Raw genomic sequence first — 23043 nt, 5'->3', positions numbered from 1 at the left:
GTTGACGGTGAACGACGAGCGCCGCCGGAAGATGTCGGCGGCTTACCCGGCTTCGAAGACTTCCTGAAAGCAATGGCAAAGCCACGACATCCCCAGCATCACGAAGTCGCGGATTGGTATGGTGGCCTCTTCGATCCCTCAGACATCGGCACAGACATGATCCGTGAACGCATCGCCAAGCTCGCTCGCCGCAGAACCCTCGGAAAAGCAGGCTTCGCAAAGAGCCAGAACAAGTGCCATTGACCGCAAACCAGACCGACGCGGTCTACGCCGGATGCTTACTTTAAAGCGCATGATGCGGCATCCTTTTATAGGGCGCCTCATACGCTCAGTTTATTCGGTTATATTACACGTGCCCAATGGGCATGAAAAATGATTTTTGAAGCCGTGTTATGGGTAACTATCTGCCAGCATCCAGATGGCGGCCGGTGTAAAAAAGATAGTTGGCGGAAGAGGTGGGATTCGAACCCACGGTAGGCTCTCACCTACGCCGGTTTTCAAGACCGGTGCCTTAAACCACTCGGCCACTCTTCCGTTCTGCAAACCGTTTCGGGGCTTTGGGGGGGAATGTCAAGCGGGGTGGTGTGAATTTGTGAGGACTGCCCGGAACTTGCCAGAAAACGTGCCGGAAGCCTGCCGGAGAACCTCGCAGAAACATTAGCGGAAGACGCTCCGGGCCGGGGCGGGCGGCACCTTGAGGCGCATCTCCGGGCCGGCACAGGATTGACGCGGAAAGGCGGCCTCAGCCTTGCGGTTTCCTTCGGCGGTCATCCCGGGCGGAGCGGAGCGCAGACCCGGGAACCACGCGCTTGCAAAGCGGCTCACGGGATGTGTGGCGGCGTGGTGCGGATTGCCCTGGCCCCGCAGCCTCTCATCTTGTCATCCCCGCGCAGGCGGGGATCCAGTAGCCCCCATGTCAGCCATCTCCTGCTCCGGTCGCACGGGATCCCGGTCTTGCCGCTTCGCGCCAAACCGGGATGACATGATGAAAGGCTGTGCCTGTCTCGCAGAGCGCCAGGGGTGCCGCAGCCAGAATGGCAGCGGCCGTGCAGCGCATACAATGCATTGTCAGGAAGAGTTGCCCGCCGTGTATCCCCCGGAAGGGGGCCGCTGATCCGGCGTGTCGTGGGCAGGGGTGCAGGATCAGCGGCCGGTGCCGGGAAGGCCCCAGCCTGCGCAGGGCGGGGCGGCCCGTTGCAGTGAGAGGACCTTAGGCTGCATTGGCCGCGCTGTTTGTGATGACGATCACAAAGTGATGCAATGGCGGTCTTGCAGAGGAAAGAGACCGGCTGCACCGGCTGGCCGGAGCGGCTGGCGTCCTCAGCATGCCGCCGGGCAGCGGGAGCTTGCGCCCTGGACGAGGGACAGGGGCGGGCAGGGGCTTTGAACGGCGCGGGCCAGCCCCTTCAGCGCAGGATTCGGGTGCCGCCGGCCGTCTGCTTTGCGATATGGTAAATTTTTTCTATGTGCCATACGGCGTGCAAGCTCGCTGCAAACGGCAGAAAACCGGCATTCCCGAATTATGCGGTGCACCTCAGGCGGTTTGGAGCGCGCTGCGGCGCTTTGGGACTTGGCGAAGCGGTAAGGATCAGGTAACCACTATGCGATTAACTGCGGCTGTTGCATTTCTGCGGGGGCGGAATGCACTTGCGCGCAAGAGGCCTAACGGTCAGTTTGCGCAACCGCGAGACAGCGCCGGGAAACCGGCTTCATGGAGCGCGTGTGCTGGGGCCGCCAGACGCGTTGTGAGTGGGACGGCAGGATGCAAGGTTTGGGGAAACGCCCGATGGCAGCAATGGCTGACGAGGCTGTATGCGCCAGCAAGGACGCTCAGGAGGCAGGCGGTGTGAAACTCCGCAAGCCCGCCCTGAAACTGATGATCGCACTCTCAGCAGCGCTTGCTCTGGCAGCCTGCGAAAGCGCACCGACCAAGAAGCGCTCTTCCGAATATTTTCCTGAATCGAAGTACGGCGTGAAGGCCAGCCCCCGCGTGGTCGCCGATGGCCAGCCGGTGCCCAAGGGCGGCGGCCGCTCCATCGTCGGCAAGCCCTACAAGGTGGCCGGGCGCTGGTATCATCCGAAGGAAGAGCCGGGCTACACCAAGGTCGGCTTTGCCTCCTGGTACGGTGAGGCATTCCACGGCCGCAAGACCGCCAATGGCGAGATCTACGACCGTCACTCCCTGACCGCTGCCCACACCACCATGCCGCTGCCGTCCTATGCCCGCGTCACCAACGTGGAGAACGGCCGCTCGATGATCGTACGCGTCAATGACCGTGGCCCGTTCCATGGCAACCGCGAAATCGACCTGTCGCAGCGTGTCGCCAAGATGCTGGGGACCAAGCAGAGCGGCATTGGCAAGGTGAAGGTCGAGTATGTCGGTCCGGCGCGCATGGATGGCAATGACGAGGCTTTCCTGCTGGCCAGCTATGACGGACCGGGCGCCGTGACGCCGGGCGGCACGATGCCGGGCACCATGCTCGCACAGGCTCCGGCAACGCCCGCGCCTGCTGCCGGGCCGGTGCGCACGCCTGCCGCTTCTGTGATGGTTGCCTCTGCCGAGCCGCTGGCGCAGGGGGCAGGCAGCATGAATTATGTGCCAAGCTTCGCGCCCCGCCCGCGTCCTCTGACGCTGCCGCAGCCGGTGACCGTGGCTTCCACTTCCGGCACCACCCATCCGCAGCTTGATCCGTCCTACATGATCGCGTTCGATCCGGCGGTTGCCTATGAAAGCTCGGCGCAGATCATGGTCGCCTCGGCCAGCCAGGCGCCTGCTGCTGTCAGTGCATCCTCCGCAGCCACCGAAGCCCAGGCCATCATGAGCCCGGCGGCGAATGTTCAGGCCCCGGCCGCTGTTCCGGCAGTTCAGACGCTTGGCGATCAGCCGCAGAGCCTTGGCACCATCCGCGTCCCGTCCGCTGCACCTGCAAGCTCCTCGCCTGCAGCCTATCAGGATCCGGCAGCTGCAGCGCAGCCGCAGATGATCTGGCAGCCGGGACTTAACGCTCCGCGCAACCTGCTGCGCGGCGGGGCCGTGTCGTCCTATGCCGCGAACGACCGCATCAATGGCGTGTTCGGTGCATTCGAAACCTTCGAGAGCAGTGCAACGTCCCTTCAGAAGCTGAGCCGCTGATCTGGCGGCCAGCATGGCCAATGCCCGGCCGCTGCCGGGCTTGTGCCGGGCCGGGTGGAACATGTGCGGGACATGATCGGGCAGGGTAGAACGGCCGTCAGGCCACTGCAGACAGGCGTCAGATTGTTCAGCCTTGCGGCCCTTGCCGCAGGGTTTCTGCTTTTTGGCGTGCGGCCGCCGCAGGACGCCGCGGCGCAGGATGTGCTTGCAACAAAGGCTGTGACGGCAATCCTCGTTGACCAGTCCAGCGACACGCTGCTCTATGCCAAGGCACCGGATCAGCCGTTTGAGCCCGGCTCCCTTGCCAAGGTGATGACAGCTGCCATCGTCTTCGATGCGCTGAAGGCCGGAGAGACCTCCGAAGACACACTCTACACGGTGAGCGAGCATGCCTGGCGCACAGGCGGAGCGCCATCACGCGGGGCGACGATGTTTGCGGCCGTGAAGTCGCAGATAGCCGTGTCTGATCTCCTGCAGGGGCTCCTCGTTCACAACGCCAATGATGCAGCCATCGTGCTGGCGGAAGGACTTGCAGGCAGCGAGGAGGCCTTTGCCGGGCGCATGAATGCGCTTGCTGAAAAGCTCGGCATGAAGAACACGCGTTTCGCCAATCCAACCGGCTATCCTGCGCCGGACGCGAAGGTGACGGCGCGCGATCTCAGTCTGCTGGCCGGCTATATCCTGAGCGAGCACAAGGACCGCTACGGCCTGTTCAGCCAACCGGAATTCACCTGGAACAACATTTTCCAGCGGGCGAAGAACCCGTTTCTGGGCAATGTCACCGGGCTCGACGGTCTGGGGGCAGGTCAGGGTGAAAAGGACGGATTCAGCGGTCTTGTCTCGGTGGAGCGGGATGGGCGGAGGGTGATTGCGGCCCTCTCCGGCCTGCCGGCGGACAAGGCGCGGCTGGCCGCGCTGAAGGACCTGGTCGAGGGCGCCTGGGATGCGTTTACCCTCAACCGCCTGTTTGACGCGGGGGCTCATGTGGCCAGCGCGCGCGTCTTTGGCGGCACGGCGGGAGAGGTGCCGCTGGTTGCGGGGCGCACGGTCGAGGTCTTGCTGCCAAACGGCGGCACGATGAATTACCGTCTGCGCGCCGTATATGACGGCCCGTTGATTGCACCGGTTGAAAAGGGCACGCAGGTGGGCGAAATCAGGGTTCTTGGACCCGATGATGCCGTCGTGTACCGCGCACCGCTTCTGACGGGCGGTGACGTCACCGAAGGCACGCTGAGCCAGCGGGCGATGAATGGTGTGCGCCAGCTGCTGTTTGGCTGGCTGTGATGCAGCGCCCTGCGGGGCGGATGAGTTGGAGAGTTTCGTTGGCGCTGGGGCGGTTCATCACATTTGAGGGCGGGGAGGGGGCGGGCAAGTCCACCCAGATCCGGCGCCTGCGCGACCGCCTGCTGCAACAGGGGCTGGGCGTGACGCTGACGCGTGAGCCGGGCGGATCGCCGGGGGCGGAGATGATCCGCGAGGTGCTGCTGTCAGGAGCTGCGCGCAAGCTGGGCCCGCGCGGTGAGGCGATGCTGTTTGCTGCCGCCCGTGCCGACCATGTGGATGTGACCATCCGCCCGGCACTGGAGCGCGGGGAGTGGGTGCTGTGCGACCGCTATGCCGATTCGACCCGCGTCTATCAGGGTGAGGCGGGCGTCGAGGCACAGGTTCTGGATGTGCTGGAGGTAACGGCCACCAATGGCCTGAGGCCCGACCTGACGGTGCTGATCGACGTGCCGGCCGCCATCGGCCTGAAGCGCGTGGACGCGCGGGCGCAGAATGCCAGCGGCAACAGCCCGGACCGGTTCGAGACCGACGCCATGGAAACCCACGAGCGGCGCCGGCAGCTGTTCCTGGAGCTCGCGGACGCGGAGCCGGACCGCATTGTGGTCATTGACGGGGCGCAGGATGCCGGCGGCGTGGAAGAAGCCATCTGGCAGGTGGTATCGGCCCGTTTCGGCCTGAAGGCCGGGGAAGGGGCGGGATCCGGCCATGGCGCGTAATACAGACATCGAGGCTACCCCGGAGGTCGACGCCATCGACGGCGTGCCGCTGCCGCGCGAGCAGTTTGCCCTCGTGGGGCAGGAGGCAGCCGAGCGCGAGCTGATCGAGGCCTACCGTTCGCCGCGGTTCCACCATGCCTGGCTGGTGGGCGGGCAGAAGGGCATCGGCAAGGCGACGCTTGCCTTCCGCTTTGCGCGTTTCGCGCTGGCCCATCCGGACAGGTTTTCACCCGAGGTTGCCGCAGCTAGCAGCCTTGCCGTGCCGGAGGGGCATATCGTCAGCCGCCAGATTGCGGCAGGTGCGAGCCCCAATGTGCTGCATCTGCGCAGGCCCTATAACGACAAGACCAAACGCTTCAAGACCGACCTGCCGGTCGACGAGGTGCGCCGCACCGTGTCCTTCTTCGGCACCACGGCGTCGGGGCAGGGGCTGCGGATCTGCATTGTCGATGCGGCCGATGACATGAACGCCAGTTCCGCCAACGCGCTTCTGAAGATCCTGGAAGAGCCGCCTGCGAACTCCCTGTTCTTCGTGCTGTCGCACGCGCCGGGGCGTCTGCTGCCTACCATCCGCTCGCGCTGCCGCAGGCTGGACCTGCAGCCGCTGGACGAGCGGGCCATGACGCAGGCGCTCTCCGGCATGGGCGGCAATGCCGATCCTTCTGCCATGGCGGATGTGGCGCGTTTTGCCGGCGGCAGCCTGCGCTCGGCGCTTCTGCTGCTGGCGGGCGAGGGGCTGGCGGTGACGCAGGGCTTCCACAATCTGGCCGCCCGCCTGCCGCGTATTGATGCGGTGGCGCTGCATGCCTTTGCCGATCTCGTCTCGGCAAGGGGCGAAACCGACAACTGGGAAGCCTTCCTGTCGGTGGCGCGGGACTGGATGCACGCCCAGTTGCGCGGGCCGGACGCAGGGAACGCCTCACGGCTTGTCAGGTGGACCGAGGTATGGGAAAAGATGGGCCGCGCGGCGGCTGATGCCGAGGCGCTCAATCTCGACAAGAAACAGGTGGTCATCGACGTGTTCCGCTCGCTCTCCGAGGCCATGCGAATGCCTGCATGACGCCTTGCCGCCCGCAAGGCACTGCTGATGACCGGACACCTGTCCGGCCGTTTCTTACGTTTTTTGCCAGTTCCCGCCCGAAAGCATCCGAAGCGTCATGACCGACAAGCCCCGCTACTACATCACCACGGCCATTTCCTACCCCAACGGTGTGCCCCACATCGGCCACGCCTATGAGGCGATTGCGACCGATGCGATGGCCCGTTTCCAGCGGCTGGACGGCAAGGATGTGTTCTTCCTGACGGGCACGGATGAACACGGCCAGAAGATGCTGCAGACGGCGCGCAAGGAAGGCATCACCGCGCAGGAACTGGCAGACCGCAACTCCGCCCGTTTCCGCGCCATGGTGGAGGCCCTCGGCTGCACCAACAACGACTTCATCCGCACCAGCGAGGAGCGCCACCACAAGGCGAGCCAGGAAATCTGGAAGCGGATGGCGGCGAATGGTGACATCTACAAGGACAGCTATTCCGGCTGGTACTCTGTGCGCGACGAGGCCTTCTACCAGGAAGGCGAGACGGAAGTGCGCGCCGATGGCGTGCGCTATGGTCCGCAGGGAACGCCGGTGGAATGGGTGGAGGAGGAGAGCTATTTCTTCCGCCTGTCCGCCTATCAGGACAAGCTGCTGGCCCATTACGAGGCCAATCCGGATTTCATCGGCCCGTCCGAGCGCCGCAACGAGATCGTCAGCTTCGTCAGCCGTGGCCTGAAGGACCTGTCCGTTTCGCGCACCACCTTCGACTGGGGCATTCCGGTGCCGGGCGACGAGCGGCATGTGATGTATGTGTGGGTGGATGCGCTCACCAACTACATCACCGGTGCAGGCTTCCCGGATGAGGGGGATGCGCGCTGGTCCTACTGGCCGGCGGATGCCCATATCATCGGCAAGGACATCATCCGCTTCCACGCGGTCTACTGGCCTGCCTTCCTGATGTCGGCCGGCATTCCGCTGCCCAAGCGCGTCTATGCCCACGGCTTCCTGTTCAATCGCGGGGAGAAGATGTCGAAGTCGGTCGGCAACGTCATCGACCCCTTCAGCCTGATCGAGCATTACGGCCTCGACCAGACCCGCTATTTCTTCCTGCGCGAGGTGCCCTTCGGACAGGACGGCAACTACAGCCACGAGGCAATCGTCAACCGCATCAACGCCGACCTTGCCAATGACTTGGGCAATCTGGCGTCGCGTTCGCTGTCGATGATCTCCAAGAACTGCGACGGCAAGCTGCCGCAGCCGGGTGCGCTTCACCCGGCCGACGAGACCATTCTGGCGCAGGCTGACGCCATGCTGGACACCTGCCGCACCGCCTTCGGCAAGCAGGAAATCCATGCGGGCCTTGCCTGCATCTGGGCCTGCGTGGCCGAAGCCAACCGCTACTTTGCTTCGCAGGAGCCCTGGGCGCTGAAGAAGACCGATCCGGAGCGCATGAACACGGTGCTCTATGTCACGGCCGAAGTGATCCGCCAGATCGCCATTCTGGCACAGCCGGTGACCCCGGCTGCAGCGGCCAAGCTGCTGGACAACCTCTCGGTTCCGGCGGGCGTACGCAGCTTTGCAACGCTTGGTGCGGGCGGGCGGCTTGCCGCTGGCGTGGAGATCCCGAAGCCCGAACCGGCGTTCCCGCGCTATGTGGAGCCGGAACAGGCGGACGCATAAGCTGCGAAAATGCGAGAGAGCGGGAAAGTCCCCGCTCTTTCAAAGACTTTCAAGGTTGATCCACAGGGGAGGGCACCGGTTCTCCACATGGATTGCCCGCATGTTATCCACAAGGTTCCCCCAAGGCTTCCCCATGCTTGTCGACAGCCACTGCCATCTCGATTTTCCCGACTTCGAGGCCGAGCGGGACGAGGTGATTGCACGCGCCCATGCGGCTGGCGTGAAGCTGATGGTCACGATCTCCACCCGGGTGCGCAAGTTCCCGCAGGTGCTGGCCATCGCGGAGGCCTATGACAGCGTCTATTGCTCGGTCGGCACCCATCCGCACAATGCCCAGGAGGAACTGGACGTGACGGCGGACGAGTTGGTGCAGCTCGCCCAGCATCCCAAGGTCGTTGCCATCGGGGAAGCAGGGCTGGATTACTTCTACGACAAGGCGCCGCGCGCCGCGCAGGCGCAGGGGCTTCGCACCCATATCGAGGCGGCCCGGCGCACGCAGCTGCCGCTCGTCATCCATTCGCGCGATGCGGATGAGGACATGATGGCGATCCTGACCGAAGAAATGGGGAAGGGGGCCTTCCCGGCGCTGCTGCACTGCTTCTCCTCCGGCCCGGAGCTGGCCCGGCGCGGGGTTGAGCTGGGGCTTTATGTGTCCTTCTCCGGCATTCTGACGTTCAAGCGCTCGGAGGAGATCCGCGAGATTGCCGCCAGCGTGCCGCGTGACCGGCTGCTGGTCGAAACCGATGCACCTTATCTCGCCCCGCAGCCCTGGCGCGGCAAGCGCAACGAGCCGGCCTATACGGCCTTCACCGCCCAGATCCTTGCCGAAGTGCATGGTGTGAGCGCGCAGGACATGGCCCGGCAGACGACGGAGAATTTCTTCCGTCTCTTCTCCAAGGCGAAACGGCCGGAGGCAGAATGAGCGCAGAGCTGGAGATCACCATCCTCGGCTGCGGATCATCAGGGGGCGTGCCGCGTCTTGGTGACGACTGGGGGCGTTGTGATCCGGCCGAGCCGCGCAACCGCCGCAGCCGCTGCGCTCTACTTGTCCGCCAGAGGGGCGAGGGCGGCGATACCACGGTGCTGATCGACACCGGGCCGGACATGCGCGCCCAGCTGCTGGAGGCCGGGGTTGGCTACCTCGACGCCGTGATCTACACCCACGCCCACGCGGACCACCTGCATGGCATCGATGACCTGAGGATGCTGGCGCTGCGCAACCGCATGAAGGTGCCGGTCTATATGGACGAGCCCACATCCGCGCGGGCTCATGCAGCTTTCGGTTATTGCTTCGAGACGCCTCCAGGATCTTCATATCCGCCGATCCTTGACGAGCGGCGGCTGACGGCAGGCGTGGAAACCGTGATCACCGGAGCAGGCGGGCCAATCAGCTTCCTGCCCATACCGGTCCACCACGGGGAGATCGACTCGCTCGCCTTCCGCTTTCAGGATATCGTCTATCTTCCTGATGTGTCGGAGATTCCCGAAAGCGAAGTCGTGCGGTTTGCCGGTCTGCGGCTGTTCATCATCGACGCCTTGCGCCGCACACCGCACCCCAGTCACTTCTCGCTGGATGATGCGCTGCACTGGATCGCAAGCCTGAAGCCCGCACAGGCCATCCTGACCAACATGCACAACGACATGGACTATGCCACGCTCTGCCGTGAGCTGCCGCAGCATGTGGAACCCGCCCATGACGGCATGGTGATCAGGCTGGCGGGCGGGGCAGCGGCCCCCGGGTCTTCGGACTGACCGGCCTCAGTCAGCCGTTGTCCACCGCATAGGACTTCATGAACACGCGCACGGCGGCGGCAATGATCGCCTCTTGTTCGGCTGGCGTGGGAGACGAGCCCGAGGCAAGGAGCATCCGGCGCATGGTGCCTGCGATGCACAGATCCAGAAACTGTGTGGCGGCCAGCTCCAGATCGCAATCGACGATCTGGCCGATCTCGTGCCGGTGCAACAGGAACTGCTTGAGGTGGCGTATGCCCTTCTTCGGGCCTTCTTCATAGAGCAGGGCGCCAAACTCCGGAAATTTTTCCGATGCACCGACCACCATGCGCAGGGTCGAGATGGTTTCGGGAAGGATCATCCGGGACAGATAGACCCCGCCGAGCCGCATCAGGGCCTCGAAAAGCGGTGCGCTGTCGTCGAGATCAGTCAGGCAATGCTCAGGCTGCATCTGCCTGTCCTTCAGGATCAGCGCCTTGAACAGGGCTTCCTTGCTGTCGAAATAGACATAGAGCGTGCCCTTCGACACCCCGGCCTCACGGGCGATGGTTTCCATGCTGGCCCCGTCAAAGCCATTGGCACGGAACACACGGCGTGCTCCATCCAGAATCTGGTGGCGTTTGGCATTGGCGAGCTGGCCGGACTTATCTCCGTCTACCTGTGCATCCTGTGCGGTCATGATCCGTTTCAACTTTTTCGCAGCGGCGTTGCCCCTACGTAGGTTCGTGAAGGGCACTCTGTCAAACTCCACCCGGAAGATGCCGTTATTTCAGTGGGGGAAGGGCTCTTTTTCTGGAGGGCGCTTGCCCAAATCATCTATTGACCGAACCGTTCAGTCAAACTATTTATGTGCGAAAGGCATACAACGAAGGCTCCCCCCGCCGTGACCACCACTGCCACACTTCTCAAGACAGAAACACAATCCCCCGCTTCCGGTACCCCCACCGGCGGTGGAGAGGAACGCCGCGCGGCTGCACCCGCGGCGGATGGCAGCGGGTCTCCCGCTGGCAACCCGGTAGCACCATCCCCCACCCGTGCCCGGAATGCCCAGGGAGACCCGCAGCCTGCCTCCGGACAACAGGCAGGAGAGGGCGGCACTACGGCGAAGAAAAAGGGCAAGGCGGGCAAGGTCCTGCGCGCCATCCTCCTGCTGGCCATCGCAGCAGGAGCCTATGAGGGCTACGCTTGGTGGACGCACGGCCGCTTCATGGCATCAACGGATGATGCCTATGTCTCTGCCGACATCACCACGGTCCTGTCCAAGGTGTCGGGCTATGTGGCCAGCATTGAGGTGAACGACAATCAGCATGTGGAAGCAGGGCAGGTGATCGCCCGCATTGACGATGGCGACTACCGGCTGGCCGTGCAATCTGCCAAGGACAGTGTGGCCAGCGCCGAAGCGGCAGTGGAGCGCATTGCCCGCCAGATCATCGCTGGCAAAGCCTCTGTCGAACAGGCAAAGGCCTCCGTGGAAGCCGCGCTGGCCCGCGAGATCGAGTCAAAGGCCAGTTATGAGCGGCAAGTCAAGCTGACAGAGGGCAAGGTGTCGAGCCAGGCTTCTCTGGACACGGCCCTTGCCAACATGCGCGATGCGTCTGCCACGGTTTCAAGCAGCAGGGCAGCGGTTTCTGTCGCAGAAGCCAATGTGGCCGTGCTGGAGAGCCAGAAGAAGGAAGCCGAACAGGCCGTGGCTTCGGCGCGCACCGCGCTGGAGAAGGCTGAACGGGACCTGGATTTCACGGTGGTGCGGGCGCCGGTTTCCGGCGTTGTCGGCAACCGGGCGGCGCAGGTGGGCTCGCTCCTGCAGACCGGCAGCCGCGTCGCCTCTATCGTGCCGCTGGCCGATGCCCGGATCGACGCCAATTTCAAGGAAACCCAGCTGGACGCCATCCAGCCCGGCGCTTCGGTGAAGGTGACCGTCGATGCCTATCCGGAGCTGGAGCTGCATGGCACGGTGAAGAGCCTGTCCCCGGCGACTGGCTCCGTCTTCAGCCTGCTGCCGTCCGAGAATGCCACGGGCAACTTCACCAAGGTGGTGCAGCGCGTGCCGGTGCGCATTTCCGTGCCGGTGAGCGAGGAGGGCGCTTCCGTCCTGCGCCCCGGCATGTCCGTGGTCGTTGAGGTCGATACCCGCACCGGCACGCGGATAACGGGCCTTCCCGGCAGCAAGACCGCGAGCGCCCGCTGACAGCGGGCGCCCCACAAGGGCGGCGGACGCAACATGACAGATACAACGATGGCCGCTCCGGCCCAACCCGTCGTAACCACACGCAGGATGCTGACCTTCCTGTGCATGGTTTTCGGCATGTTCATGGCGATCCTGGACATCCAGATCGTCTCGGCCTCCCTGTCCGAGATCCAGGCCGGGCTTGGCGCCTCCAGCGATGAAATTCCGTGGGTGCAGACCAGCTATCTGATCGCCGAAGTGATCATGATCCCGCTGTCCGGCTATCTGTCGCGCATGCTCTCGACCCGCTGGATGTTCGCCATTTCCGCCGGCGGCTTCACCGCCATGAGCTTCATGTGTGCCACGGCCACGACCATCAACGAAATGATCCTCTGGCGCACGCTGCAGGGCTTTCTGGGTGGCGGCATGATCCCCACCGTGTTTGCGACGGCCTATCTGATTTTCCCGCGCGAGAAATTCAGCATCGTGTCGCCGGTCATCGGCCTCGTCGCAACCCTGGCCCCGACGATCGGCCCGACGCTGGGCGGCTATCTCACCGACTTCATGTCCTGGCACTGGCTGTTCCTGATCAACGTCATTCCCGGCGTTTTCGTGACCATTGCCGCCGTTACACTGATCGACTTCGACGAGCCGGACATGAGCCTTCTCGACAAGTTCGACTGGACCGGCTTTGCCGCCATGGCGGTGTTCCTCGGCTCGCTCGAATACGTGCTGGAGGAGGGGACCAACGACGACTGGTTCCAGAGCGAGCACATCGTCCTGTTCTCCGTGCTCTCGGGCGCGGCGGCGCTGCTGTTCTTCTACCGGGCCTTCACGGTGGATGAGCCGGTGGCGGACCTGCGCGCCTTCGGCAACAAGAACTTTGCCATGGGCAGCCTGTTCAGCTTCGTCATGGGCATCGGGCTCTATGGCCTGACCTATCTCTATCCGGTCTATCTCTCCGGCATCCGCGGCTACACCGCGCTGCAGATCGGCGAGACCATGTTCGTCAGCGGCCTTGCCATGTTCCTGACCGCGCCCATCGCAGGACGGCTGATGAGCGTGCTCGATCCGCGCGTGATGATGGGCATCGGCTTTGGCGGCTTTGCCCTTGGCACCTATCTGGTCACCGGCCTGACGCAGGATTGGGATTTCTACGAGCTGCTTCTGCCGCAGATCCTGCGCGGCTGCTCCCTGATGCTGTGCATGGTGCCGATCAACAACATCGCCCTCGGCATGCTGCCGCCGCAGATGATCAAGAACGCCTCCGGCCTGTTTAATCTGACGCGAAACCTCGGCGGTGCCGTGGGCCTTGCGCTGATCAACTCCTTCCTGACCGAACGGCGCGCCTTCCACTACGAGCGCCTGGCCGAAAGCGTCAATGGCGCCCGTGAGCCGGTGCAGGAGACCATGTCCATGCTGACGCAGGCCTATGCGCCGCTGGGCGATACGGCCCCCACAGCGGCCCTCAATGCCGTGAAGGGCATGGTCACGGAGCAGGCTTTCATCATGTCCTTCATCGACATGTTCATGCTGCTGACGCTGCTGTTCGTCTGCCTGCTGGCTGCCATCTTCTTTGTCGAGAAACCAAAGCTTGCCGGCGGCGGCGGAGGAGGGCACTGATGCCCTCCTGTCAGACTTGGCCATTTTACTCTTGAAAAATCCAATATTTCCAATACCTTGATTAGTATGGAACGGATTTTCGGAGGGCTTTATGGCCGATGACGGCGCGCAGGACCATCCGGACAGCGCCCGGGCAGCCAGCAGCAGTTACGAAAGGCCGGGATCTGCAAGCCCCCCGTCTGCAAGGTCCGCTGGCGGCAAGGGACAACGCCGGGCACCGCGCATTCCGACGGAGGAACGCCTGACCCGGCAGGCCCTGGCCTATCTGGAGCGCTACGCCACGTCGCTGGCCAATCTGCGGCTCGTGCTGGAGCGCAAGGTTTCCCGCGCTGCCCGTCATCATGGCACGGATGCAAGCGTCTATGCGCCGATGATCGAGGCGGTGCTGGACAAATGCAGCCGCAGCGGCCTGGTGAACGACCGCAGCTTTGCCGAAACCAAACTCGCCAGCCTGCGCCGCAAGGGAGCCTCCACGCGCAAGATCGCCGCGCAGCTGGGGGCCAAAGGTGTGGCACGTCAGATGATCGACGCGGTGCTGGATCAGGACGAAACCTCGGACGCCAGCGCCGCACGCCGCTTTGCGCAGCGGCGCAGGCTCGGGCCGTGGCGCAAGGGTCACCAGGACGAGAGCCCGGAAACCCGCCGCGACAGGGACCGCAAGGACATGGCCGCCATGTGCCGCGCCGGCCACTCCATCTCCGCCGCACGGGCCGCCTTGCAGGACGTGGAGGGAATGGAAGAGTGAGCTGTCCCATACAGAGAACCAACTTGCATTCCGGCTTAGCAGTCTGGGCTCGCACTAGGTTGGTTATGGATCACATCGGTTCGCCTGCGAAATGGCGCCTCAACCCTGTTTCTTCTGCTTGTCGAGATGGTTGATCACATCACTTTGATATTTAGCGAGGGCGTTTATGTTATCCAATAGGGACTTCATCTTATCGGACCTGGTCATTTTCTTTCCGCTTATTGCAAGATTTTGTATAATTTCAAAAGCTTGATTCCTCGTTTCGTCTGTTGCCAATTTGGCCTCCATTTCCTCTGCCTTGATCAATTTAAGACTTCAGCTTACTGCAAATCATTTTCTTGCCCGATCTTGCGGGGGTCTATTGTGATGCCACGAAGGTAACCCCAACAGAGGGAAGCGCCATCTTGCGAAAACTCAATACCATAGCGCTCAAGGGCTGATCTTAACCCTTGAAGGGTCGTTGGATTCGGCTTTCGTTGTTTGGCCTCAAATTCTTGGATTGCCCTCAGGGAAACGCCAGATTCCTTAGACAAGTCTGTTTGAGACCAGTTGACTACAGCACGCGCGGCTTTGCACTGTTCAGGTGTGAGCATAATGGAATTTCCTAAATTGCGCATTTTATGCAAAGTTGCATATTTTGCGAAACTTGGCAACGCCCACCATTCCGCCAGCGTACTGAATTCAGCAAATGTCGGATAAGATATATTATGGAACTTATCTATATCTGATGAGATTGGCGCCGAAGCGAGGCCGCCTGTCACAGGCTGCCCGTTGCATATCACCCGTTACATGCCACCCGTCACATGCCACCCGTCACATGGATGACACGGTGCTGCGGTTGTTTCGCGCCATGACTTCACATTGTCTCATCATCATCGATCTGCTCAACGACTTTCTCGACAGCTGGGACGCCGGGCGAACGGCAGAGCTGATTGCGCAGACCAACCGGCTGGCTTCTGCCTTCCGGATGGCCGGGCTTCCCGTCATCTGGGTGCGTCAGGAGTTCGAGCCCGGGCTCAGCGATGCCTTTGCCGAAATGCGTGAGCGCAACATCAAGTCCACCATCATGGGCAAGCGCGGCGCGCAGCTTCATGCGGATCTCGACTGGCGGCCCGGAGATGTGGTCATCGTCAAGAAACGCTACAGCGCCTTTTTCCGCACGGACCTTGAAGACCGGCTGGCGCATATGGGCGCCGGGCATGTGGTTCTGTGCGGCATCAACACCCATGCCTGCGTCCGCATGACTGCCATCGATGCCTATCAGCGCGATCTGCGCGTTACCATTGCACGGGACTGCACGGCCTCCTATGACGAGGAACACGCCCGTGTCTCGCTGGCCTATATGGACGGCAAGATCGCGACAGTTGCGCCGGCTTCTGCCATGCTAAAGGCCATCGCGGCCCGCTGAACGACCCGTCCGGACTGTGGAGCCATAGCCTTGTTTTCAAAACAGAATACCGGAATCAAAGACCTGATCAGCGCCTTTTGCGCGGCCCATCCGGCGCGTCAGGACGAGATTTCCGCCATTGACCGGCTCTGGCGCAGCGATGCGGATATGACCGCCCGGTCGACGGTTCCGGCGCATGTGACCGCAAGCGCCGTGCTGCTGCAGGATGGCAAAGTCCTGATGGTGGAGCATCTCACGCTCGGAAAACTGCTGTTTCCCGGCGGCCACATTGATGCCGGAGAAATGCCCCATGAAGCAGCCGCCCGGGAACTGTCCGAAGAAACCGGTCTCACCGCGCAGCTGCAGGCCCGGCTTCCCATCGATATCGATGTCCACGGCATCCCTGAAAACAGGAAGAAAAACGAGCCGGCGCATGTCCATATCGATCTGCGCTATCTCTTTGCGAACCCGACCGGCGCGCTTCTTGCCAACCCTGATGAGATATCGTCCCTCAGCTGGGTGTCACCGGACGCCCTTCCCCCGGCGATGCGAAGGATCTTGGAATATCTCCGTCTGGTCAGCCGGCACGATTGAAACCGCCTTCTTTCTTCCATTCTCTGAAGAAAACGATCATACTCCAAGAATGACCAAGCTTCTTGAACAAGCCCTTGATCAAGTCCGCCGGCTTCCGCCTGAGCAGCAGGACGAGCTTGCATGCGTGCTTCTAAGCCTTGCCGGTTCGGAAGACGATATGGCTGTTTACGAATTGGATCCGGAGGAAATTGCGTCTTTATCCATATCCCGGTCACAGGCAGCGCGTGGTGAGTTTGCGTCTGACGATCATGTTCGCGCAGTCTGGGCGAAACACGGCCTGTGAAGCTGAAGTTTACACCGCAGGCGTTGGCGGAATTTGAGGAAATCCTCTTTCAGATAGACCATGAGGATCCTTTTGCGGCAGCCCGGGTCAAAGCGCGTATCGCAGCGATTTTAAGTCTCCTTGCCGATTATCCGCGAAGCGGAATTGTAACAAGTTCTACAGGTCTGCGCCGCATCGTGGCAAGGCCTTATCCATATGTCATCTTCTACGAAATTCACTCAGACGCAGTTGTGATCATCAGTCTTCGGCATGGCGCGCGCGATCCGGCAACCATGCCTCAACACCGGTAGCACGGATCCCTCCCCGCCAAATCCATTCCCATTTCGCCCTGCTCCCGCTATACCCCTTGCCAAAAGCAATCTCGGGGAGGAATGCGGGTGACGGAACCTCTGGTCCTGATCGCAGGCGGCGGAATTGGCGGCATGGCGCTGGCCTTGACGCTTCATCAGATCGGCGTGCGCTGCAAGGTGTTTGAATCCGTGCGCGAGCTGAAGCCGCTGGGCGTTGGCATCAACATCCAGCCCAATGCGGTGCGCGAGCTGTTCGATCTCGGCATCACGGCAGACATGCTGGACAAGGTGGGTGTTCCGGCGCGCGAATGGGCGCTTGTCGGCCGCAACGGTCAGGAAATCTACGCCGAGCCGCGCGGGCTGGAGGCGGGGTACAACTGGCCGCAATATGCCGTGCACCGGGGCGAGCTGCATATGCTGCTCTATGAGACCTTCCGCGCCCGCGCCGGTGAGGAAGCTGTTGTTCTGGGGGCGAAGGTCACCGGCTACCGCAAGAACCCGGATGGAACCGTCACCGCCCTGCTCCGCCATGCGGATGGCTCTTCCAGTGAGGAAACCGGCACGCTGCTGATCGGTGCTGACGGCATCCATTCGGCCGTGCGCGCGCAGATGCACCCGGACCAGCCGCCGATCCACTGGGGCGGCGCCGTCATGTGGCGCGGCACGGCGATGGCAAAGCCGGTGCGCACGGGCTCGTCCTTCATCGGCCTCGGCTCGCACCGGCACCGCATGGTCATCTATCCGATTTCACCCGTTGATCCGCAGACCGGCCTTGCCCGCATCAACTGGATTGCCGAAGTCACCTATGACGACATCAGCAAGCGCGATGCCACTGGCTGGTTCCGTCAGGTGGAGGTGGAGGATTTCTTCCATCACTTCGCCGACTGGACCTATGACTGGATGGATGTTCCGGCGCTGCTGCGCGGTGCGGATGTGGCCTATGAAAACCCGATGATCGACCGGGACCCGGTGGACACATGGATTGATGGCCCGGTGGCGCTGATGGGCGATGCAGCTCATGCCATGTATCCGACCGGCTCCAATGGTGCGAGCCAGGCCATCATCGATGCCCGCACGCTCGGCGTCATGATGCTGAACCATGGCGTCACGCCGGAGGCACTCTCCGCCTTTGACGAAAAGCTCTGCGGCCCCGTCTCCCAGCTCATCCTGCGCAACCGGGGCGCTGGCCCCTTCGGCCTTCTCAATATGGTGGACGAGCGCTGTGGCGGTGACTTTGAAAACATCGATGACGTGATTTCACCTGAAGAGCGCGCAAGTTTCATGGGCGCCTACAAGGCCGCTGCCGGCTTTGCCAAGGATGCCCTTAATGCCGCCCCGCGCATGATCGCCGAAGGGGCAAGGGTGCCAGCCCCAGCGCCCGTGTGACACCATGGAAGGAAGCCGCAAATGACGAGCCGCACGCCGGAAGACATGAGCCGCGAATACCCTGCCCTGGCTGCCCCACGCCTTGTGCATGTCTGCGACCTCCGGGTCGAGGTCGCGCCGCCCCGCGCCATGGGGCAAGGCAGAGGCGGTGAGCGGAAGATCATGCAGATCACCGGCGGCACGGTCTCCGGCCCCCGTCTCAACGGCCGCATTCTCAATCTGGGCGCGGACTGGCTGACGCTGCACGAAGGCGGGCTGGCGGTGCTCGATGCCCGCTACGCCTTCGAAACGGAAGACGGCGCCCTCATCGAAATGCGTGACAGCGGCTTTCGCCACGGCCCGGCGGATGTGATGGCAGAGCTTGCCAAAGGCGGCGATGTGTCCCCCGACGCCTATTACATGCGCTCCTCCGCAAGGCTCGAAACCGGCGACCCGCGCTATCAATGGGTCAACCGCACCATCTTTGTCAGCCGTGGCGCAAGGCTCGGCAAGGGCGTGGTGATCAGCCTGTTTGCGGTGGAGTGAGGCCCCTTTTTCCCCCAGCCTCCCGCTTTGTCATCCTCGCGAAGGCGGGGATGACATGGCAAGCGCATGTGCTCCCCTTACAGGCCCCAGCACAAGGCCGGGGCGGTGCGAAGTGGTGGCAGGCAAGGAGCAGGAGGCCGGGCTGTTGGCACGGATGTTGCGCAGCACACCGTGCCGTCCCGGCCCCTGAGCCGGGACCTGTAAGGGGCGCTCAACCTGGATTAACCCGCTGCTCAACTCAATTACGGTCTCCATCGTCACGGCAGCGCAGCGGAGAGAATGAACCGGTGACTCAGATTCAATCCTGATTCTACCCTGCGTTCAGCAGCATTCCTGCAGACAAGTTCCGATCTGGCGCCAGTGCCGCACAGAACTTGCCTCCCCCCTCAAACCAATTGAACATCGTGCAATTGTGCGCTACCGATAGTGACATATGCCACTTCCGCTGGAGCCTTGCCGATGTCTGCAGCCGCCCGCCCCCCTTCTCAAGCCACGGACCCCGCTGATCTTGGAGCCCTTGAGGCGCGGCAGATGATGGTGCGGCGGCAATTGTCAGCGGTAGAGCTCGCACAGGCCTGCATCAGCCGGGTGGAAGCGGTGGACCATGCGGTCAATGCGCTGGTTGCCCGTGATTTTGATGCTCTGCTGAAGGACGCGAAGGCCGCCGATGACGCGCTGTCGCGGGGCGATGTGCTTGGTCCGCTGCATGGCCTGCCCTTTGGCGTCAAGGACATGATCGACGTCAAAGGTCTGCCGACCACCTTCGGCTCCGAACTCTTTGCCGGAAACATCGCAACGAAGGATGACGCCATTGTCGCGGCCATGCGGTCGGCGGGCGCAATTCCGCTGGGCAAGACCAACAATCCGGAATGGAGCGCAGGCGGCAACACCCGCAACCGGGTCTATGGCGTCACCGCCAATCCGCATGACGTGACCCGCAGCTGCGCCGGCTCGTCCGGCGGTTCCGCCGTTGCGCTCGCCTGCGGATATGCGCCGCTGGCGACGGGCTCGGACACGGGTGGCTCCTTACGCAATCCGGCAGCCTTCTGCGGCGTTGTTGGCTTCCGCCCCAGCCCCGGCGTGGTGCCGGGTGACACGCGGGCCATTGGCCTCATCCCCATGTCCACCTCCGGTCCCATGGCGCGGTCTGTGGCCGATGCGGGGCTGATGCTGTCTGTTCTCGCCCGCGCTGACCGCAAGGACCCCTACACCACGGTCATCAACGGCCGCACTCTCTGGGATGCGCAGAGTTTCGCCGCCCTGCCCCGGCGCGATCTGTCCAGCCTGAAGGTGGCCATCACCGAAGATTACGGCTTTGCGCCGGTCGAGGGGCTGGTGCGTGATCATTTCCGCAAGGCGGTGAAAACCCTCCTGCCCTTCTTTGGCACGGCGGATGAGGCAACGCCGGACTGCGCAAATGCGGACCGGATCTTCTCCGTCCTGCGCGGTGTGCTCTTCGTCAGCACCCACGGCAAGCGGGTGGATGAATTTCCGGCCCTTGTCGGTCCCAATGTCACGGAGAACGTCCGCGAAGGCCGGTCCTTCAGCGGTGAGGATGTGGCGGGCGCGCTGACACAGCAGGGTGTCTATTACCAGCGCTGGCAGGCCTTCTTCGATGATTGGGACGTGCTGATTTCCCCCGCCGTCTGCATCAGCCCGCGTGACTGGCATGAGCTTTATCCCACTGAGATCGATGGCAAGCCGACGCTCAGCTACTACCATTGGCTCGCCATGGCCTATGCCTCGACCATTGCAGGCCATCCCTCCATCACCATTCCTTGCGGATTTGATGGCAACGGCATGCCCTTCGGCCTGCAGATCGCCGGCAAGCGCCATGATGACCTTGGCGTTCTGACTGTTGCGGCAGAGCTGGAAGCTGTCATCGCGGGCATCCCTGATCTTGCTCTGCACGGGCCGGACCTCGAGGCGCTCAAGGCCGCCCCCAGCCTGTCTCAGGCCGATGGCTTCCTGAGCCTTTGAGGGAAAGATGGTGGCAGAAGACGGCCTCAAACCTGCAAAGCCGCCACGCGGGCGGGCCGCGTCCGTTGGCCTGACGCGGGAGCAGATCGTGGCGGCTGCGATTGCGCAGATCGACGAGAAGGGCCTTGCCGGTTTTTCCCTGCGCGAGCTGGCAAGAGCGCTGCAGGTCTCGCCCAATGTCATTTACTGGCACGTGGGCGGCACCAAGGAAGACCTGTTTGCCGCCATTTCCGGCGCGATCACCAGCGCGCTGCCCGCCGGTTTTGACCGCTCGGCGGACTGGCGCCTGCGGCTGCGGCAGGTGTTTCTCGGCTACCGGGCGCTGGTGCATGAACACCCCAACCTCGCGCCGCTGCTGGGTGCGGAAATGCAGTCGAACGGCGTTGCCAATCTCGGCTGGGTGGAAACCGTGCTGGCAGCCCTGCGCGATGGCGGGTTTCGCGGCAATGACCTGACCCATGCCTTCAATGCGCTGATCGGCGGGCTTGGCGGCTTCGTCACCATGGAACTTGCGCCCGGCCCGCAAGGTGACAGCAGCGGCTGGGAGAGCCATTTCCAGCAGCAGGTGGCCGCCATTGACCCGGCCCTCTACCCGCTGACCCATGCAGCCCTGCCGGACATTGCCAACCGCATCTTCGTGCTGCGCTGGCAGAACGGGACGCAAGTGCCCTACGGCGCCAGCTATGAGTTCCTGCTTGATCTGCTGATCAATGGCCTGTCCGCGCTTGCGGAAAGCCGCAAATGTTCTTCCACCCAGACAGAGGACTGAACCATGACCGCCCCAGCCAAACTCCCCTTCTCCAAGGTCCGTCGCGCCGGCTCCACCGTCTATCTGGCCGGTGAACTCGGCTTTGCTGCCGATGGCTCCATTCCTGAAGGAATCGAAGCGCAAACCCGCAACTGCCTGTCGCGCATCAAGGCGACGCTGGAAGGCGAGGGCCTGACCATGGCCCATGTGGTCTCCTGCACCTGCTATCTGACGGATCCCAAGGACTTCGCCGCCTTCAACGCGGCCTATGCGGAATTCTTCTCCGACCCCCTGCCCGTTCGCACCACGGTCCAGTCCGGGCTGATGATTGATGCAAAGCTGGAAATCACCGTCATCGCGCAGGCGTGAAGACAAACAATCTCTGCGCCGTCCCGGCTCAAGGCCGGGACAGCGCGGTTGACTGGCCGGTCCCCGTGGCCTTGACTTTCCGCTCTCAAGGAACCTCATCAATGCAGGACATTATCGTGCTAGGCGCCGGTATGGTTGGCGTTTCAACCGCGCTGGCGCTGCAGGGGCGCGGGCACCGTGTGGTCCTTGCGGACCGGAGAGCGCCGGGAGAAGAAACCAGCTACGGCAATGCCGGTGTCATTCAGGCTGAGGCCGCAGAGCCCTATGCCATGCCGCGAGATCCTCTGACGCTGCTGCGCTACGCGCTTGGGGCCAGCAATGATGTTGTCTGGTCCCCGGCTGGTATTGCCGCAATGGCCCCTGCCCTCTGGCGCTATTTCCGGGCCTCGGCCCCGGCCCGGCACCGGGCTGTCTCAGCCGTTTACAGCCAGCTGACGGCAAAGGCCTGCGCCGCTCATGAGCCGCTGATAGAGGCCTCCAGCAGTGGCAACCTGATTGCGCGGGAGGGGCTGGCCATTCTGCATCGTGATCCGAAGGCCTTTGAAGTTGCCGCAAGTGAGGCCCGGCGGTTGCTGGAAGCCTATGGCGTGCCATTCCGTGCTGTGGCCGGTGCGGCTTGGATGCGCGAGGAGCCTGTGCTGCTACAAGCTCCCGCAGGCGTCATTCACTACACGGGCAGCTGTAGCTGTTCCGATCCCGGCGGCCTCACCAAGGCCTATGCCGCGCTCTTTGAAAGCCGTGGCGGCACAATCGCCGCCGCTGATGCCGCGACGCTGCGGCGGACCTCCTCGGGCTGGCAGGTGGCGGGCGCGGAGGGGCCGGTCAGTGCGCAAACCGTGGTGCTCTGCCTTGGCCCCTGGACCGGGCAGCTGCTGGCGCGCTTCGGAATCACTGTGCCGATGGTGCTGAAGCGCGGCTATCACGCCCATTTTCAGGCTCCGCAGATGCCGCGCCGCCCCTTCCTGGATGCCGCGAACGGCATCGTTGTGGCGGGCATGCGCAAGGGCTTGCGCCTTTCTTCGGGAGCGGCACTTGTGGCCCATGGTGCGAAGGCTGACCCGCGCCAGCTGCGCCGGGCCGAGGCCAGCGTTGGCGGGCTGATCGAACTGGGTCCGCGCATCGAGGAGCCGCAATGGTCCGGCACCCGCCCCTGCCTGCCCGGCATGCTGCCCATGGTGGGCCCGGTGCCGCGCGAAACAGGCCTGTGGGTGAATTTCGGCCATGGCCATCAGGGGTTTACATTGGGCCCGGTCACGGCGGATATCCTCGCCGGTGTGCTGGACGGGGAGCTGAAGCAGGATGCCCCCGGCACTTTGCCCCATGCCCTTTCCCCGGCCAGCCAGCTGTCCTGATCCTTCGGAGCCCTAC

23 protein-coding genes and 1 tRNA gene are annotated in these 23043 nt (G+C 63.2%); 21 read left to right on the top strand and 3 right to left on the bottom strand.

Annotated elements, in window-relative coordinates:
* Positions 1–243: plasmid pRiA4b ORF-3 family protein (locus tag H163_RS24090; RefSeq protein ID WP_247643342.1), on the top strand; the 243-nt coding region annotated here is incomplete at its 5' end.
* A 201-nt stretch (positions 244–444) separates the two neighbouring features.
* Here H163_RS24090 and H163_RS0119815 read toward each other — a convergent pair.
* Positions 445–534 (bottom strand) — tRNA-Ser (locus H163_RS0119815).
* A gap of 1252 nt (positions 535–1786) precedes the next feature.
* On the opposite strand from H163_RS0119815, the gene H163_RS0119805 reads away from it, so the two are divergent.
* From H163_RS0119805 to H163_RS0119775, 7 genes are all read left to right on the top strand, one after another.
* Positions 1787–3133: a septal ring lytic transglycosylase RlpA family protein gene (locus tag H163_RS0119805; RefSeq protein ID WP_019966363.1), complete on the top strand. Its 1347-nt coding sequence runs from the start codon at positions 1787–1789 to the stop codon at positions 3131–3133.
* Positions 3134–3256: 123 nt separating this feature from the next.
* Entirely contained in the window at positions 3257–4417 is a 1161-nt protein-coding gene (locus H163_RS23280) for a D-alanyl-D-alanine carboxypeptidase family protein (protein ID WP_019966362.1), read from the top strand.
* 38 nt (positions 4418–4455) lie between these two features.
* On the top strand, positions 4456–5133 hold the full coding sequence (gene tmk, locus H163_RS0119795; RefSeq protein WP_019966361.1) for a dTMP kinase: 678 nt from the start codon (positions 4456–4458) through the stop codon (positions 5131–5133).
* On the top strand, positions 5123–6193 hold the full coding sequence (locus H163_RS0119790) for a DNA polymerase III subunit delta' (protein WP_019966360.1): 1071 nt from the start codon (positions 5123–5125) through the stop codon (positions 6191–6193). Before tmk ends, H163_RS0119790 begins: the two co-directional genes overlap by 11 nt.
* Positions 6194–6290: 97 nt before the next feature.
* The gene (metG, locus tag H163_RS0119785) at positions 6291–7847 is read left to right on the top strand and encodes a methionine--tRNA ligase (RefSeq protein WP_019966359.1); all 1557 of its coding nucleotides are present in this window, start codon (positions 6291–6293) and stop codon (positions 7845–7847) included.
* 133 nt (positions 7848–7980) lie between these two features.
* A complete protein-coding gene (locus H163_RS0119780) occupies positions 7981–8769 on the top strand; it encodes a TatD family hydrolase (RefSeq protein WP_019966358.1) in 789 nt (262 codons plus the stop codon).
* On the top strand, positions 8766–9599 hold the full coding sequence (locus H163_RS0119775; RefSeq protein ID WP_019966357.1) for an MBL fold metallo-hydrolase: 834 nt from the start codon (positions 8766–8768) through the stop codon (positions 9597–9599). Before H163_RS0119780 ends, H163_RS0119775 begins: the two co-directional genes overlap by 4 nt.
* Positions 9600–9609: 10 nt before the next feature.
* On the opposite strand, the gene H163_RS0119770 is transcribed toward H163_RS0119775, so the two are convergent.
* Positions 9610–10257, bottom strand: a complete 648-nt coding sequence (locus tag H163_RS0119770; protein ID WP_019966356.1) for a TetR/AcrR family transcriptional regulator — start codon at positions 10255–10257, stop codon at positions 9610–9612.
* Between the two features lie 204 nt (positions 10258–10461).
* On the opposite strand from H163_RS0119770, the gene H163_RS0119765 reads away from it, so the two are divergent.
* From H163_RS0119765 to H163_RS0119755, 3 genes are all read left to right on the top strand, one after another.
* Entirely contained in the window at positions 10462–11766 is a 1305-nt protein-coding gene (locus tag H163_RS0119765) for an HlyD family secretion protein (protein WP_208975446.1), read from the top strand.
* Between the two features lie 33 nt (positions 11767–11799).
* Positions 11800–13368 carry a DHA2 family efflux MFS transporter permease subunit gene (locus H163_RS0119760; protein WP_026356094.1) on the top strand — a complete coding sequence of 523 codons (1569 nt, stop codon included), beginning with the start codon at positions 11800–11802 and terminating at the stop codon, positions 13366–13368.
* 91 nt (positions 13369–13459) lie between these two features.
* A complete protein-coding gene (locus tag H163_RS0119755; protein ID WP_019966353.1) occupies positions 13460–14113 on the top strand; it encodes a regulatory protein RecX in 654 nt (217 codons plus the stop codon).
* 320 nt (positions 14114–14433) lie between these two features.
* On the opposite strand, the gene H163_RS24085 is transcribed toward H163_RS0119755, so the two are convergent.
* On the bottom strand, positions 14434–14874 hold the full coding sequence (locus H163_RS24085; protein ID WP_147290423.1) for a helix-turn-helix domain-containing protein: 441 nt from the start codon (positions 14872–14874) through the stop codon (positions 14434–14436).
* Positions 14875–14963: 89 nt separating this feature from the next.
* Here H163_RS24085 and H163_RS0119740 point away from each other — a divergent pair, with 89 nt between their 5' ends.
* From H163_RS0119740 to H163_RS0119700, 10 genes are all read left to right on the top strand, one after another.
* Positions 14964–15521, top strand: a complete 558-nt coding sequence (locus tag H163_RS0119740) for a cysteine hydrolase family protein (RefSeq protein WP_040679307.1) — start codon at positions 14964–14966, stop codon at positions 15519–15521.
* 30 nt (positions 15522–15551) lie between these two features.
* Positions 15552–16094, top strand: a complete 543-nt coding sequence (locus H163_RS23270) for an NUDIX hydrolase (RefSeq protein WP_019966350.1) — start codon at positions 15552–15554, stop codon at positions 16092–16094.
* Positions 16095–16143: 49 nt separating this feature from the next.
* A complete protein-coding gene (locus tag H163_RS0119730) occupies positions 16144–16377 on the top strand; it encodes a hypothetical protein (protein WP_019966349.1) in 234 nt (77 codons plus the stop codon).
* Entirely contained in the window at positions 16374–16667 is a 294-nt protein-coding gene (locus H163_RS24080) for a type II toxin-antitoxin system RelE/ParE family toxin (protein WP_244296116.1), read from the top strand. The genes H163_RS0119730 and H163_RS24080 overlap by 4 nt, the downstream gene beginning before the upstream one ends.
* 81 nt (positions 16668–16748) lie before the next feature.
* On the top strand, positions 16749–18053 hold the full coding sequence (locus H163_RS0119725; protein ID WP_019966348.1) for a flavin-dependent oxidoreductase: 1305 nt from the start codon (positions 16749–16751) through the stop codon (positions 18051–18053).
* A 21-nt stretch (positions 18054–18074) separates the two neighbouring features.
* Positions 18075–18578, top strand: coding sequence for a DUF3237 domain-containing protein (locus tag H163_RS0119720; protein ID WP_019966347.1), 504 nt, complete (start codon positions 18075–18077; stop codon positions 18576–18578).
* A gap of 531 nt (positions 18579–19109) precedes the next feature.
* Complete coding sequence (locus H163_RS0119715; protein WP_019966346.1) at positions 19110–20558, top strand: amidase; 1449 nt, start codon at positions 19110–19112, stop codon at positions 20556–20558.
* A 7-nt stretch (positions 20559–20565) separates the two neighbouring features.
* Positions 20566–21327 carry a TetR/AcrR family transcriptional regulator gene (locus H163_RS0119710; RefSeq protein WP_019966345.1) on the top strand — a complete coding sequence of 254 codons (762 nt, stop codon included), beginning with the start codon at positions 20566–20568 and terminating at the stop codon, positions 21325–21327.
* A gap of 3 nt (positions 21328–21330) precedes the next feature.
* On the top strand, positions 21331–21675 hold the full coding sequence (locus H163_RS0119705) for a RidA family protein (RefSeq protein WP_019966344.1): 345 nt from the start codon (positions 21331–21333) through the stop codon (positions 21673–21675).
* A gap of 101 nt (positions 21676–21776) precedes the next feature.
* On the top strand, positions 21777–23027 hold the full coding sequence (locus H163_RS0119700; protein WP_019966343.1) for an NAD(P)/FAD-dependent oxidoreductase: 1251 nt from the start codon (positions 21777–21779) through the stop codon (positions 23025–23027).
* The last annotated feature ends 16 nt before the right edge of the window (positions 23028–23043 follow it).

The organism is Pannonibacter phragmitetus DSM 14782 (assembly GCF_000382365.1).
In the GTDB taxonomy this organism is placed as follows: domain Bacteria; phylum Pseudomonadota; class Alphaproteobacteria; order Rhizobiales; family Stappiaceae; genus Pannonibacter; species Pannonibacter phragmitetus.
The sequence above is the reverse complement of the archived record's forward strand: the minus strand, read 5'-3'. Positions and strand labels throughout refer to the sequence as shown.

Coding starts and splice junctions, on each gene's coding strand:
- H163_RS0119805 (WP_019966363.1), top strand. CDS start 1,787: ATGGCAGCAATGGCTGACGAGGCTGTATGCGCCAGCAAGGACGCTCAG.
- H163_RS0119790 (WP_019966360.1), top strand. CDS start 5,123: ATGGCGCGTAATACAGACATCGAGGCTACCCCGGAGGTCGACGCCATC.
- metG (WP_019966359.1), top strand. CDS start 6,291: ATGACCGACAAGCCCCGCTACTACATCACCACGGCCATTTCCTACCCC.
- H163_RS0119780 (WP_019966358.1), top strand. CDS start 7,981: ATGCTTGTCGACAGCCACTGCCATCTCGATTTTCCCGACTTCGAGGCC.
- H163_RS0119775 (WP_019966357.1), top strand. CDS start 8,766: ATGAGCGCAGAGCTGGAGATCACCATCCTCGGCTGCGGATCATCAGGG.
- H163_RS0119770 (WP_019966356.1), bottom strand. CDS start 10,257: ATGACCGCACAGGATGCACAGGTAGACGGAGATAAGTCCGGCCAGCTC.
- H163_RS0119760 (WP_026356094.1), top strand. CDS start 11,800: ATGACAGATACAACGATGGCCGCTCCGGCCCAACCCGTCGTAACCACA.
- H163_RS0119755 (WP_019966353.1), top strand. CDS start 13,460: ATGGCCGATGACGGCGCGCAGGACCATCCGGACAGCGCCCGGGCAGCC.
- H163_RS0119740 (WP_040679307.1), top strand. CDS start 14,964: ATGACTTCACATTGTCTCATCATCATCGATCTGCTCAACGACTTTCTC.
- H163_RS0119730 (WP_019966349.1), top strand. CDS start 16,144: ATGACCAAGCTTCTTGAACAAGCCCTTGATCAAGTCCGCCGGCTTCCG.
- H163_RS0119725 (WP_019966348.1), top strand. CDS start 16,749: ATGCGGGTGACGGAACCTCTGGTCCTGATCGCAGGCGGCGGAATTGGC.
- H163_RS0119720 (WP_019966347.1), top strand. CDS start 18,075: ATGACGAGCCGCACGCCGGAAGACATGAGCCGCGAATACCCTGCCCTG.
- H163_RS0119715 (WP_019966346.1), top strand. CDS start 19,110: ATGATGGTGCGGCGGCAATTGTCAGCGGTAGAGCTCGCACAGGCCTGC.
- H163_RS0119710 (WP_019966345.1), top strand. CDS start 20,566: ATGGTGGCAGAAGACGGCCTCAAACCTGCAAAGCCGCCACGCGGGCGG.
- H163_RS0119705 (WP_019966344.1), top strand. CDS start 21,331: ATGACCGCCCCAGCCAAACTCCCCTTCTCCAAGGTCCGTCGCGCCGGC.
- H163_RS0119700 (WP_019966343.1), top strand. CDS start 21,777: ATGCAGGACATTATCGTGCTAGGCGCCGGTATGGTTGGCGTTTCAACC.